General features: G+C 63.3%; 11 protein-coding genes. 6 read left to right on the top strand and 5 right to left on the bottom strand.

Features of this window, described 5'->3' with window-relative positions:
• Window positions 1-19 precede the first annotated feature (19 nt).
• Window positions 20-1237 carry a glycosyltransferase family 9 protein gene (locus ACYVGC_RS04890; protein WP_460582669.1) on the top strand — a complete coding sequence of 406 codons (1218 nt, stop codon included), beginning with the start codon at window positions 20-22 and terminating at the stop codon, window positions 1235-1237.
• A gap of 51 nt (window positions 1238-1288) precedes the next feature.
• Here ACYVGC_RS04890 and ACYVGC_RS04885 read toward each other — a convergent pair whose 3' ends face one another.
• Window positions 1289-1996, bottom strand: a complete 708-nt coding sequence (locus ACYVGC_RS04885) for an HAD family hydrolase (protein ID WP_460582668.1) — start codon at window positions 1994-1996, stop codon at window positions 1289-1291.
• A gap of 74 nt (window positions 1997-2070) precedes the next feature.
• On the opposite strand from ACYVGC_RS04885, the gene pafA reads away from it, so the two are divergent.
• The 3 genes from pafA to ACYVGC_RS04870 all read left to right on the top strand — a co-directional run bounded on the left by pafA (window position 2071) and on the right by ACYVGC_RS04870 (window position 5403).
• Entirely contained in the window at window positions 2071-3771 is a 1701-nt protein-coding gene (pafA, locus tag ACYVGC_RS04880; RefSeq protein ID WP_460582667.1) for an alkaline phosphatase family protein, read from the top strand.
• A gap of 64 nt (window positions 3772-3835) precedes the next feature.
• Window positions 3836-4384 (top strand): inorganic diphosphatase, encoded by a 549-nt coding sequence (locus ACYVGC_RS04875; protein WP_460582666.1) that lies wholly within the window; start codon window positions 3836-3838, stop codon window positions 4382-4384.
• Window positions 4385-4545: 161 nt separating this feature from the next.
• The gene (locus ACYVGC_RS04870; protein WP_460582665.1) at window positions 4546-5403 is read left to right on the top strand and encodes a UbiA prenyltransferase family protein; all 858 of its coding nucleotides are present in this window, start codon (window positions 4546-4548) and stop codon (window positions 5401-5403) included.
• 112 nt (window positions 5404-5515) lie between these two features.
• Here ACYVGC_RS04870 and ACYVGC_RS04865 read toward each other — a convergent pair whose 3' ends face one another.
• Entirely contained in the window at window positions 5516-7156 is a 1641-nt protein-coding gene (locus tag ACYVGC_RS04865) for a P-loop NTPase family protein (protein WP_460582664.1), read from the bottom strand.
• Between the two features lie 219 nt (window positions 7157-7375).
• Entirely contained in the window at window positions 7376-8920 is a 1545-nt protein-coding gene (locus ACYVGC_RS04860; protein WP_460582663.1) for a bifunctional ADP-dependent NAD(P)H-hydrate dehydratase/NAD(P)H-hydrate epimerase, read from the bottom strand.
• A 46-nt stretch (window positions 8921-8966) separates the two neighbouring features.
• Between ACYVGC_RS04860 and ACYVGC_RS04855 the strand changes: the two genes are divergently transcribed.
• On the top strand, window positions 8967-9506 hold the full coding sequence (locus ACYVGC_RS04855) for an RBBP9/YdeN family alpha/beta hydrolase (RefSeq protein WP_460582662.1): 540 nt from the start codon (window positions 8967-8969) through the stop codon (window positions 9504-9506).
• Window positions 9507-9572: 66 nt separating this feature from the next.
• On the top strand, window positions 9573-10028 hold the full coding sequence (gene msrB / locus ACYVGC_RS04850; protein ID WP_460582661.1) for a peptide-methionine (R)-S-oxide reductase: 456 nt from the start codon (window positions 9573-9575) through the stop codon (window positions 10026-10028).
• 71 nt (window positions 10029-10099) lie between these two features.
• On the opposite strand, the gene ACYVGC_RS04845 is transcribed toward msrB, so the two are convergent.
• Window positions 10100-11782 carry a hypothetical protein gene (locus ACYVGC_RS04845; protein WP_460582660.1) on the bottom strand — a complete coding sequence of 561 codons (1683 nt, stop codon included), beginning with the start codon at window positions 11780-11782 and terminating at the stop codon, window positions 10100-10102.
• Window positions 11779-13215 (bottom strand): McrB family protein, encoded by a 1437-nt coding sequence (locus ACYVGC_RS04840; RefSeq protein ID WP_460582659.1) that lies wholly within the window; start codon window positions 13213-13215, stop codon window positions 11779-11781. The genes ACYVGC_RS04845 and ACYVGC_RS04840 overlap by 4 nt, the downstream gene beginning before the upstream one ends.
• Window positions 13216-13872 lie beyond the last annotated feature (657 nt).

Below are 13872 nucleotides of genomic sequence, written 5' to 3'. Positions count from 1 at the left end.
GGCGGCCCGCCCGCAGCCCATGCTCAACTCTCTGATTAACAGCCTACGCCAGTTGAGCCGACGGGGCCGCCAGCCGCGCCAGCTGGCGGCCCTCAACCAAGCCGATGCGGCGGCGCTGGCTACCCAGGCCGCGCCCCAGGCCGCGCGGGTGTTGGTGGTGCGCCACGACTCTATCGGCGATTACCTGTTGTTTCGGCCGGGGCTGCGGCAGCTAGCGGCCGTGGTGCGCGGCCGGGGCCAGCACCTCACGCTGCTGGCCAATGCCCTGTGGGCCCCGCTGGCCCTGGCCTGGGACGCCGATTGCTTCGACGAGCTGCTGCCCCTGGAAACGGGCCGCTTTATAAAAGACCTGGCTTATCGCACTGACATCCTGCACTTTATCGGGCAGGCCGGGTTCGGCGAAGTTATCAATCCGCTGCACGTGCGCGAGCCGGCCGTGGAGAATTTCATCCGGTTTATGCGCGCGCCGGTGCGGGTGGCCAGCCAGGGCGCGCACCAGGTGAGCCCATGGTTTGCCATCCTCAACGCGGGCTACACCCAGCTACTGCCCAGCGCCCGCGAGGTACTGTTTGAGTACGACCGCAATCAAGAATTTTTTACTAATTGGCTGGCAAGTAGCAATATAAGCGAAATTATTTTTGCTCCGCCGCTGCCCAACGCACCTTTGCAGCTGCCCGCCAGCGTAGCAGCGGCCGCTACTGCCGAAGCCGCCGCCGGACCCTATATCGTGCTGTTTCCGGGGGCCAGCGCCCAGCAGAAGCGGTGGCCAACTGGCCACTTTGCGCAGCTGGCGCGGGCGCTGCACCAGCACTACGGCCCGCGCTATCGCCTGCTCATTGCCGGCAGCCCGGCCGATGCGGCGCATGCCCAGCGCATTGTGCAGCAGGCCGGGCCGGGCGTGCCCCTCACCAGCCGCTGCGGCCAAACCGACCTGCCCGGCCTGGCGGCGCTGGTGGCCGGGGCCAGCCTGCTCGTCAGCAACGACACGGTAGCGGCCCACCTGGCGGCGCAGGCCGGCACGCCCTGCCTGGTGCTGCTGATGGGCGAAAACTACGGCAAGTTTTTTCCCTACCCGCCCCGGCTACTACGCGCCGCCTGCCGCTGCCTGTTTCCGCCCAGCCAGGAGGCTCGCTTTGCGCAGGGCAATTTTAGCGTACCAGATAAAGACCCGGACATCAAGCAGATAACGGTAGCACGCGCGCTGTCGGCTATCCTGGATTTGCTACCCGTAGCGTAATCCGGTGCGGGGGACCGCCGCAATTGCCCGGCTGCGTGCTTGCTGCACGCATTACTTTTTGGCAGTCACCTTGGCAGGCTTGGGTACTGGGCCGACGGCCTCAAATGCGGTGCGCAGCTCGGCAGGCGTAAGCTCCGTGAAATCACGGATGATGAGCAGCGGGGCCTGAAAATCGCGGCCCGGCAGCGTCGAAGTCACGGCTACGCAGTGCATGTGGGCGCGGTAGGCGGCCTGCTCGCCTAGCAGCGCATCCTCAAACACCACGCAGTGGGCGGGCGCAATGCCCAGCTTGTGGGCCGTTACGGCGTAGGTATCGGCGTGGGGCTTGCCCTGTTCTACGTCGTCTTTGGTAACGACCACGTCGAAGAAGCGGCGCAAGTTGAGGTCGTCGAGAATGTAGCCGATGGTTTCTTGCCCCGAGCCGGTGCCGAGGCCGATTTTGAGGCCCGCGGCGCGGGCCGCTTCCAAAAACTCGACCAGGCCGGGCAGGGCGCGGCGGTCGTCCCAGTACAGGGTGCGGTACAGAAATTCACGCTGCCCGGCCAGCTCTTCGAGCTTATCGTCGGGCTGCGGATTTTCGGCGAAAGCTTCCTTCAGAATGTCGGAGGCCGGCGCGCCGTTGAGGCGGCGCAGCAGCTGGGTCGCATCAGTCTGCACCCCCTGGTCGCGGAACAGCAACTGGAAGGCGCGGGCCTGCACGGCCGTGTTATCGATGAGGACGCCGTCCATATCAAAGATGAGGGCCTGGAGGTCGGGCATGGGTAACAACAACTTAATAAGCAGCCCAAATGGGCCGCACGGTATCTTTGCCAGGCTTCTTTACCGGTTTTTGCATGAAAAAGATATTGTTGCTGTCCTTGCTGGCCCTGCCGGCGCTGGCGCAGAAAAAGGGCCCGGCCTTGGCGCGGCCCAAGCTGGTGGTGGGCATTGTGGTAGACCAGATGCGCTACGACTACCTGTATCGCTACTGGGATAAGTTCGGCCGGGGGGGCTTCCGGCGGCTACTGGGTGAGGGCTTCAGCTACGAAAGCTGCAACTACAACTACGTGCCCACCTACACCGGGCCGGGCCACACCAGCGTGTACACGGGTACTACGCCGGCCACCCACGGTATAGTGGGCAACAACTGGTACGAGCGCGAAACCGGCCGCACCACCTACGTGACGGAAGACAAAACCGTGCAGGCCGTGGGCGGCACAGCCGCCGCGGGCCAAATGTCGCCGCGCCACAACCTGACCACCACCATCACCGACGAGCTGCGGCTGGCTACCAATTTTCAGAGCAAAGTAATCGGCGTGTGCATCAAGGACCGGGGCAGCATCCTGCCGGCCGGGCACGCCGCCAACGCCGCCTACTGGTACGACGGCTCCAACGGCGGCTTCATTACGAGCACCTTCTACACCGCGGCGCTGCCCGAGTGGGTAGCCAAGTTTAATGCCGCCGGCCACGCCGCCGAGTATTTATCCAAGCCCTGGAACACGCTGCTACCGATTGAGCAGTACACCGAAAGCACGCCCGACGATGTAGCCTGGGAGGCGGCATTTAAGGGCGAGGCCAAGCCCATATTTCCGCACGACCTGCCCGCGCTGAGCGCCTCGCCGCCCGCCGCCGTGAAAGCCAACGAGCGGGCCTCGGGCGAGAAGCCGCCGGCCGCGCCCACCCGCAACCTCGACCTCATCCGGTCCACGCCCTTCGGCAACTCGCTCACCGCCGACTTTGCTATCGAAACCCTGCGCCAGGAGCTAATGGGCCAGCGCGGCCAAACCGACTTCCTGGCCCTCAGCTTCAGCAGCACCGACTACGTGGGCCACCAGTTTGGCACCGCCGCCATCGAAACCGAGGATACCTACCTGCGCCTCGACCGCGACCTGGAGCGCCTGCTCGACAACATCGACAAGCAAGTGGGTAAAGGACAAGCCCTTGTATTTCTGACCGCCGACCACGCCGCCGACCAGGCGGCCGGCTTCCTGGAGGCGCACCGCCTGCCGGGCGGTGGCCTGGGCACCAACCTCATGCGCGACTCGGTGCAGCGCGCCCTGGTGCGCCGCTACGGCGAGGGAAAGTGGCTGGTCGATTTTGAAAACCAGCAGGTGTACCTCAACCGCCCGCTGCTGCTGGAGAAAAAGCTGGAACTGGCCAAGGTCCAGAACGAGGTAGCCGAAATTCTGCGCCAGCAGCCGCACATTGCGCAGGCCATTTCGGCCACCGACTTGCAGCGCAACGCCTGGCCGGTGGGCCTGAGCATGTACCAGGCCAACGGGTTCTACGGCCCGCGCTCGGGCGACGTGCTGTTTGTGATGTCGCCGGGCTGGCTCGAAGCGTATTCCTACCCCGTGGTGAAGGGCACCACCCACGGCGCTTCGTGGGCCTACGACACCCACGTACCGCTGCTGTTCTGGGGCTGGCACGTGCCCCACGGCGAGTCGGCCGAGGCCGTCAAAATCGTGGACATTGCCCCCACCGTGGCCCGGTGGCTGCACATACAAGAGCCTAGCGGGTGCAGCGGCACGCCGCTGCTACGGGTGCTGGAGTAGGCTAATTCAGCCTTCGGCCGCATCTTTACGTTAATTTCTTATTTATCCCATTTCTCCCCACAAAGTGGCTCAATTCAACCCCTGGCATGACGTATCGCGCGGCGATAACCTCCCCGAATTCGTAACCGGCGTCATCGAAATTCCCAAAGGCAGCAAAGGCAAGTACGAGCTCGACAAAGAAAGCGGCATGCTCATGCTCGACCGAGTGCTGTTCTCAGCCGTGCATTACCCAGCCGCTTACGGCTTTATTCCGCAAACGTATTGCGACGATAAAGACCCGCTCGACATCCTGGTACTGTGCTCGGTCGACATCCCCCACATGTGCCTGGTGGAGGCCAAAGTAATCGGCGTAATGCAGATGCTGGACCAAGACGAGGAGGACGACAAAATCATTGCCGTGGCCGCCCACGACGTGAGCGTGAACCACTACAACGAGCTGGGCGACCTGCCGCCCTACATGATTCTGGAAATGCAGCGCTTCTTCGAAGACTACAAAGCCCTGGAAAAGAAGCACGTAGAAGTAAAGCAGTTCCTGGGCCGCGAAGATGCCTACCGCATCATCAACGAAAGCATCTCGCTCTACGAGAAGACTTTCGGTGACCGCGCCAAGTAAGCGTTACCTACGCCGCACAGCCCAAAAAGAACGTCATGCTGCGCTTGCCGAAGCATCTCTACCGCGCCGCTAGGGTTACTAACCTAACGATGCGGTGGAGATGCTTCGGCAAGCGCAGCATGACGTTCTTTCTCATACTAGACAGTTAACCAATATTTTACATGCCCGCCGCCCGCCGCGCCCTGCCCCTGCGCCTGCTCGATGCCCTGCTGTATAGCAGCGTGTGGCTGGCCCTGGCGGCGGCGGCCCAAACGGCGGCCGTGTTGCGCGGGCGGCCGGGCGGCTTTGGGCCGGCCGGGTGGCAGGCGGTGGCGCTGGTATTTGCCGTCACGCTGCTCACCTACAACCTCGATGCGGTGCTGCCCTTCAAGCACCGGCAGCCGGCCGGCACCTCGGGGCGTAAGGCCTGGCAGCACCGCCATCGTTGGGCCCTGGCGGCGCTGGCGGGCGCGGCGGCGCTGGCCGGGGCAGTGCTGCTGCTGCTGGGCGGCTGGCTGCACTACCTGCCGCTGCTGCTGCCGCTGGCGGCGCTAGCCCTGGGCTACTCGCTGCCGCTGCTGCCCTGGCGCGGGCGCTGGCGGGCCGTGCGCGAGGTGCCGCTGCTCAAGGTGTTTCTCATCGGGGGCGTGTGGGCAGCCGTGACGGTGGGGCTGCCCGTGCTGGCGCTGCACCGGCCGCTGGCCACGGCAGCGGGGCTGCTCGCGCAACGGTTTTGCCTGGTGTCGGCGCTGGCCATTGTGTTTGATATCCGGGACTTTAGCCGCGACCAGCTCACCCACCTGCGCACCATGCCGGTGGTGCTGGGCGTGGCCGGGGCCAAGGTAGTTTCGCTGAGCCTGCTGGCCGCCTCGGTAGCAATAGGACTGGCGCGCGGGGCCGCGCCGCTGGCGGTGCTGCTGCCGGCCGGGCTGGCCGCCTGGGTTATCGCCGTGGCCCGCGACACGCGGGGCGACTACTTCTTCGCCCTCGTGGCCGACGGCATGCTGCTGCTAGTGGCAGCGGCGTATTTTATATTTTGAGGGGTAGCAGTTGTAGGGTGCGGCCAGCATTTCTATGCGTTGTCAGTAACCGTCTGTTAAACGCAAAACCCTGCCTGATACAGGATAACGTATTTGTAATAAACGCATTATCTTAACATTTTACTTGGTGATTGGTCGAATTAGCCACAGAATCAGGTTCTTCCGGCGTGGTCAGTTGCAGGCTACCAGGTTGCGCCCGCGCAGCCAGCGTGGCACTGAGCGCCTGGGCATCAGCGACCACCTGCGCCGGGTAGTTCAGGCGCGCCAGCAACCGAATGGCGTTGCGCGTGGTGAGCGGCCCGGCTTTGAGGCGGTAGTCGAAATACCAGTCTTCCGCTGTGACTGTCTCGCAAAAGTGGTATTCGACATAGCTCGACTTCAAGAGCGCGCCCAACTCCCCGTCGTGGGTGGCCGCCACGACCCAACCGCGTGGCTGCAAGTAGGCCAGCACGGCCTTGTTGGCGGCGACGCGCTCCTGCGTATTCGTGCCTTTGAACAGCTCATCCAACAGCAGCAGGTAGCTGCCGGGGGCCGCGTCGCAGGCCCGCAGCAGCTGCCGCATGGTTTCGGCTTCGACCAGGTAATAGCTTTTGCCCGTGGGCAAGCTGTCGGCCAGGCTGAGGCTGGTGAGCACCCGACAAAAAGGGGCGCGGTAGGCGGTGGCCGGGCACGTAGCTACCGTTTGGGCCAGCAGGGCATTCACGCCCAGCGTGCGCATAAAGGTGGTTTTGCCCGCCATGTTCGAGCCGGTAAGCAGCACGCCCGGCCCGGCCAGGGTCAGGTCATTGGGCACGCACCCCGGCACCAGCGGGTGATACGCGGCTTGCAGTTGAATGCCCTCGGCCGCCGACCCAAACTGCGGCACGCAGGTGGCGTGGCGCTGGCGGAAGCTGGCCACCGCCAGGGCGCAATCGATGTAGCCAACGGCCTCAAAGACCGCCCGAATCGCGGGTGCGTGCTGCTGCACGGCTGCACGGCAGCGGTTATATACCAGCACATCGAGCAGCAGTAGCATCTTGAGTATGCTGAATACCAGCAATGGGTCTTGTAGCTGAAAGAAAGCTGCTTGCCACATAATGGACCTCAGCCGGGACAGGGGCGCGGCCAGCTGCTGCAGCGGCCGCAGGGGCAGGGACGCCCGCTGCAGCGCCTGGCCCGCCCGCCGCAAGCGGCCCAGTTGCAGCAGCGGGCGCATACAGTTCGTAATCCGCTTGAGCTGCCAGAAGTAAAACACGCCATTGGTGAGGGCAAATGCCCCCGTCACTAACCAAAGCACGGGGAGCCAGAAGCCCCCGAGCAACGTGGCCAGTAGTCCCAGTGCGAGCAGCGGCGCGAAGCGCGCGCCGGGTAGCGTGGGCAGGGGCTGCCCACTCAGCAAATCGGTCAGGTAGTACGTCTCGTGGGCCGTCAGCTGGTCGAGGGCGAGCAGGGCTTGCCCGCGAGCTACGGGTTGCTGCGCCAGCAGCGTCGCGGCGGCCTCAAACTCGTGCAGGGCGGCCTCATCGGCGAGCGGGCTGCGCAGGCGGTGGTAGAGGCATTGCTGGCCTACCGGGCTCACCGTTGCATCGAGCAGTCCGAAGAGCAAGTCGCCGTTCAGGTCCTCCCAGGTTTGGTCCGGTAGGCGCTGGTATGCGGGCTCGTGCTGCACGTGGTGGTAGTAGCGGGCCACCAAAGAGAAATAGGGGGAGCGCGCAGCCGGCTGGTGCCACGCCGCCTCCAGGCGGCGTAAACGCGTGCGGGAAGAAGTCCACATAAGAAACAAGGGTAGCTACCAGGACGTGGGCAGAGAAATAGCGTGCTTGCTACTTCGCACGGAGCGGCAAAATATTACAGCTATTGTAAGAGCGGTCGGATAAGTCAAGCTAGGTTAGACAAGCCTCCCGCTAAACAAGCTGCGGAGAACAACTTATTTAGCGAGAGGACTACCCGACACCTGTGCTAGTTGCCTAACATCAGGCAAACCGCTGACGCACTAAGCCGTGAGCGCCCGCAGCGCCGGCCCAATATGCGCCACCAAGTCGCCGGCCACCAGCCCCGCCTCCCCGGTTTGCTGGGCGGCGAGGTCGCCGGCGTGGCCGTGGGCCAGCACGGCGAGGCGCACGGCCAGCAGGGCATCGAGGCGCTGGTCGGCGCGCAGGGCCAGCACGAGGCCGGTGAGCACGTCGCCGCTGCCGCCAGTGCCCATACCGGGGTTGCCGGTGGTGTTGAAGTACACCTGGCCATCGGGCGCGGCTACGGCCGTGTACGCGCCTTTGAGTACCACTACGCACCGATGTTTTTGGGCAAATTCGCGCAGCAAGGCGAGGCGGTGGTAGTCGTCGGTGGTCTTCTCGGTGAGGCGCGCAAACTCGCCGAGGTGGGGCGTGAGCACCGTGTTTTCGGGTAGCAGGTCGAGCAGCTCGCGGTGCTGCCCGAGCAGGTTGAGGGCGTCAGCATCAAGCACGAGCGGTACCTTGGCTTCGCGCAGCAGTTTCTCCAGCACGGCGCGGCTGGCCTCCGCTTGCCCCAAGCCAGGCCCGATACCAATTGCTTGATAGGCTGTTAGTTCGGGCAACTCGCTAATGCAATCGGGCTGCGGGTCGGGCAGGCACATGGCCTCGGGCCGGGTTGTTTGCATGGTGCCGTAGCCCTCGCCGGGCACCGCTACCGTGAGCAATCCCACGCCGCCGCGCAGGCAGGCCCCGGCCGCCAGCACGGCGGCCCCTATTTTACCGCGGCTGCCGGCCAGCAGCAGGGCGTGGCCAAAGGTATTTTTGTAGGCAAACTTGCGGCGGCGGGGCAGGGTCACGTCGGGCTGCCGGGCGGCCAGCGCGGCATCGAAGCCCGGCCCGGCGGGCAGGCGCGTGAGGTGCCAGGGCGTGTCGGCCTGCGCAATAAAGTCGTGGCTCAGGTGAATGTCCACCACGTGCCACTCGCCCACATACTCCGCGTTTTGGGGCAGCAAAAACGCCAGCTTGGGCAGGCCAAAGCTTACGGTATGCTGGGCCCGCACCACGGGCGCGGCCGGGTCGGGCTGGGCGGCGTCGGCCAGCAGGCCGCTGGGTAGGTCCACGGCAATCACACGGGCTTCACTAGCGTTGAGGTGCTGCACCACGGCGGCGGCCAACCCATCGAGCGGCCGGCTGAGGCCAGTGCCAAACAGGGCATCAACCACCAGCGTACCGGGCTCAATAGCAGGCATTTTATCAGCAGCCAACTCCGTTATGGGGATGACCTTGGGCAACACATGGTGGTTGTACTCGTAGTCGTCGGCGTACTTGTCGGCGGGCAGCAACCCCAGGCGCACGGCGTAGCCCCCTAGGTAGAGGAGGCGGGCCAGGGCCAGGCCATCGCCGCCGTTGTTGCCAGGGCCGCACAGCAGCAGTATTTCGCCGGCCTCGGCGGGGGTGTAGCGGCGGTGCAGCCAGCCGGCCATGGCCGTGGCCGCTCGCTCCATGAGGGCGGTGGAGGTGGTGCGCTGCTCGGCGGTGGTGGCTTGGTCAAGCTCGCGGGTTTGGGCGGCAGAGAGGAGCTTCATAGTAAAGAAGATAACGCAGGAACGGGTAAAAAAGCTACTTTTGGCCATGCAAAGAACCACCCGCTTCTTCCTCGTGCCCGGCCTGGGCAGTTCGGGGCCCGACCATTGGCAGACGTATTTCGAGCGCCTGAACCCTGATTTTACGCGCATTGAGCAGCGCGAATGGGATGCCCCGGATAAGGACGAGTGGGTGGCTACCATCGAGCAGGCCCTGGCCGGCGAAGACCTCGCCCACGTGGTGCTCATTGCCCACAGCCTGGGCTGCGTAACGGTGGCGCACTGGGCCGCGGCCCACGGCCACCGCCTCAAGGGCGCGCTGCTGGTGGCCCCCAGCGACGTGGAAACGGCCCACTACGCCGCGTTCCCGACCACCGGCTTCGGGCCCATGCCGTTGCAGCGGCTGCCATTTCCGAGCAAAGTAGTGACGAGCACCAACGACGAATGGGTGAGCCTGGCCCGCGCTCGGCAGTTTGCCGAAGCCTGGGGCAGCGAACTGGTGAACATTGACGACGCCGGCCACATCAACGCGGCCAGCGGCTACGGCGATTGGCCGGCGGGCCTGGCCTTGCTACAAGACTGGGCCTAGCCCCACCAATTGAACCCTGCCGGGCCGGATGCGTTTTACCTATACCAAACCTCAACTGCTAGTTTTATGCAAACCTGGAACGACGTTATCCGCCTGGCCAACCACGCCCCCACCCCGCCCCGCCGCGTGGAAAAAACCGCCGCCGAGTGGAAAGCTCAGCTCACCCCCGAGCAATACCACGTAACCCGTGAGCACGGCACCGAGCGCGCCTTCACCGGCGAATACTGCGAGGCCCACGAAGCCGGCCTCTACGCCTGCGTGTGCTGCGGCACTCCGCTCTACGACTCGCGCACCAAGTTTGAGAGCGGCACCGGCTGGCCCAGCTTCACCCAACCCGTTGAAGAAGACGCCATTAAGTATAAGAAAGACACCAGCTACGGCATGACCCGCATCGAAGTGCTCTGCAACGTGTGCGATGCCCACCAGGGCCACGCCTTCCCCGATGGGCCGGCCCCCAGCGGCCTGCGCCTGTGCATCAACTCGGCCAGCGTGCAGCTGGTGACGGAGAAGGCCCCGGCCTAGTGAGTTCTTTTGAGTAAGGCACGAAGCCCTGGACAGCGCGAGCAGCCAGGGCTTTCTTATGCCCCACAGACTCATGCTGGCTCCCAACTCTCCCAGGCGGCTTCGGCCTGTAAACTGGCTAGTTGAGTAAGTACCTCGGTATCTGTCTTTTCTACGGCCAGTAGCAACGAGCCGGTCGCCATAAAATCAGTAGGTTGATAAACACGCCCGTGCAGCAGGCGGAAGTGGCGCGTCACAAAGTCTTCCAGGTTGCCAGCGGGCGGTGTGAGACGGTAGAAGCCATAGCGGCTCCGCAGCTCTGTCAGCAACTCTCGCCTAAATAGTGTGCGGGCTTGGGTGCGAAAGGTTGGCTGCTGCCGGCCGCGCACGTAGGCTGCCAGCACGAACAGAAAATTAATGTCATAGCGTTGCAGCAGCAGCGTATCGCGGTCGAACAAGCGGCCCCGGAAGTGGTAGCTGGGCTGGTAAGAATGCGTGCGGGTAAGGTGCGAGTGGCCCACGTCGCGCAGGTCGGCGGGTACGTAGGCACTGATGAAAAAATTGGGAGTCGGGTTATAGCCTTCGGTCAGTGGGTCGCGGTAGCGCAGGTGGTCTGGTAAACGGTGCTTGTTGAGGCGGCGAATGTTCTCCTGAATAACGTTGCGGGCGTAAGTGTACTGTTTGTAAATGGATTCAGTACTGACCCTGGCCCCGGTCTGGTAGTATTTGCTATCGGCGAGGTAAAAAATGCGGTCGGCGGGTGCCCCTAGCAGGGCAGCGTACTCATACAAGTGGTCCACTAGCTTGCCATCGCGCTGCTTGGTCAGGGCCGGGGGCTGGCGGGTGCTGGGCGGGTCCGAGAGTAGCGCGTCCACCATGTCTTCAAACACCCAGTCGAAGTCACGCACCAACAGGCGCTCAGGGCGGGTCTGGCGGGCTTTTTGGGCCTCTACCTGTTCGTAGTAGAGGTAGAGTAATTGCCAGAGCTGCACCAATTGGTCGCTGAAATAATTGCCCCGAATCTGCTTCAGCCGCCGCGTGGCCCCGCGCCGAAACTGCCGGAGCTCGGCCGCTGGCAGCGGGGCCAGCAAGGGGTTGAGCAGCAGCCGGAAGCCGTATTCCTGCTGCAAGTCGAGCAAGGTGCTGGCGAAGATGTTGAGTAGTTCCTCGTCATAGCGCAGGTGCGGCTGCTTCACTACGGGCTGCGCATACACGGGCCGGCCGCCTTGTAGCACCGGCTGCTGGCGGGCCACGGTGCGGGGCCAGCTCACGGCCCGCTGCTGGCTGCTGCCCAGCCGCCGCACCCAGGTAAAAAGGGCCGGGTTTTCCTGGTGAAACCGCAGCAGGCTCTGCACTATTTCCAGGGCCGAGCGGCCTGGCCCCGCGCCCCCCGTCACGGTAGCCAACCCGCTGGCTTCCACAATCGAGTTGCGGGGGTGCCGCTGTTGGTAGCGCCCAATGGCCTGGTGCAGCCACACGGCCGCCCGAAAAATAAAATCGAGTTGCCCGCCCTGCCGCAGCTGGTCGCGTAGCGGGGCATCGTGGGCCAGCCCCAGCAGCGCGGCCGGCGCAAACGCCCCAAATGCCAGCCCCTGCGCGTTTAGAAAAGCCTTGGGTAGGATGATAACCGCCGCCCGCCCTTCGGCCGGCCCCAGGTAGCCCAGCACCGTGGCCCGCGCCGCGCCGCTCGGCTGCTGCTCCTGCACGTAGGCAGCAGGCAACGCCGCCAGCAGGGTGGCGGCCGGGTAGTCAGCCCCTTCAAATACGACGGTCATACCGGGTCGGTAGCATCCGCATCTACGTCGGCTTCGGCGGCGGCCGGAGCGGCAGGCGTAGCCTCTACCCACAGCGGCACCGCCAGCAGCGCCAGAAACGAAGGCAGAATTGCCGCGTCCTGCGCTTGCCCGAACAGGTCGGCGTAGGAAAACGGCACCGGGTCGGTAGCCCCCGCTGGCTGGTAATAGAAAATGCTGTCCGGGTTTTCTATTTCCAGCTTATACACGTCCGACCACAGGTAGAACAGCACTTTGGCCTTGAACGTGGCCAGACTTACCACGCGCCCACCGGCCCCCGCCACCGGGTTCACGAAGCGATTGCCGAGTTGCTTGTCCTCACTTTTGAGCAAGTCGTAAATGCGCTTGTTCACGGCCCCAATAAACCCGCCCCAATTGTAGCGTCCCACCGGCCCCAGGTCCAGCATTACCTCAGAGGCATCAGCGTAGTCTATCGGCACATACTCCCATTCCCAGCGCCGCTTGAAGGCCGAATCCATCGGAAACAGCGATTGGTCGGACGTATTCATGGTGGCGTAGAGGCAGAGATTGGGTGGCAGCAGCAGCCACTGCCCGGCCTCAGCGGGGGTGAGGGTGGCCTTGTGCGCGTGCAGGGCGGCCACGTAGCGGGCGCGCAGGTCGGAGCCCGCCGCGTCGGCCTCGGCCAGATGTGCACTCAGCCACTGCGCCAGGTCGGCATCGGCCCGCCCGGCGTAGGCCGAGTAGTGGGCCGCGTCGCGGTCGAGCAGCTGAAACAGGTCGCCGAAAATCTGGGCGCAGTTGCCCCGGTTAATTTCCTCGATTACCAGAAAAAATATCTGCTCGGGATGCTGCCAGGCCGCCCAATACGTTTGGGCAAACACCTGAGACCGAAACTGATACTCGATTTCATTCTTCGCATTCATCACCGGCTTGTAGGCCCCCACGAAGCTGGCGTAGTCGGTATCGGGGTGAAAGGTGGTGCGGGCGAGCTGGTGGCCGGCGGCATACACGTGCTCGATGCGGTGCGACTTGCCGGTACCAGGCGGGCCAAAGAGGATTTTCTGACGGGGAAGGTTGGCGGGCAGGGCACTGACTGGTAAGCTGGCCGTTGGCTTAATTTCGGCCACTGCATCCGCTCCGTACAGTTGTTGCACTACTTCAATAGCTCCTTCGCGCAGGGTTTTCATTAGGTGTAGCGTGGGCTGGGTGAGGGCGGGAAGTTTTAGTAATTCAGGCAGCAGGCCAATGATGTCAGGAGCTTCCTGGCTGGGGTCCTTATACAGCAGTGACCTGAAAGGCTCCGGCGTAGCTGTTATGGCTTGGCGCAACAGTTTAATTTCCTCAGTTGCAAACACCGCAATGAACTGTGCCGCACTCTTTTCAGCCAGCGAATAATTTCCCCTAGGGTCAGGAGTTTTGCCAATCCAGTAGTTGAGCGAACGAGCAGGCTTCAACTCATCAAAATCGTTACTTCCAACAAGATTGTCAGCTAAGTTATTATTTGTCAGAGCTACTACTCTTCCGTCGAGCCAGACAAGCGAAAGGCGAGGGGCTACCACATCGGCAAGCAGGTCGGCGAGCAAATCATCGCTACTTGGGATTCTGTATGTTGTGCAGAACATAGCAGCGGCCAATGTTTGCATCCAGACAAGACGCGACGCATCAATCGGACAGGGAAATTTCTGCTTGAGCCATTCAAAGACAGCAACGTAGGATATTCGTGGCCCAGCACTCACCTCAACGTACCACTGGCAGGTTAGCAATGCGGCCAGCGCCGATTGTGCCTGGAAGACAGTTGAGGAAGGATTTGGTAATTCTTGATTAAGCAACCATTCCAGATAGCCCAACGGCGTATGTACGTGCTCATCAGTACCTAATAACTGCCAGCCAGTAGCTGATGGTGGCGTAAGACGGCCACGCAGCAAGCCGTATTTATACATTTCCGTTGCCCTTGAACGACCATCGGCTGGTGGGGCGGAATTGCCAGGATACAACAGTGCTTCAAAGTCTGCCGGTTGAGCAACTGCATCTGGCTGGTGAGTCAAGTAATCATTCGTCCACTCGGCCCATCTAGTAGCCAGCGTGTCCAGATAATTGTGCGGCTTAAAACG

The organism is Hymenobacter arcticus (assembly GCF_054779975.1).
This window is presented reverse-complemented; position numbering and strand designations above follow the sequence as displayed.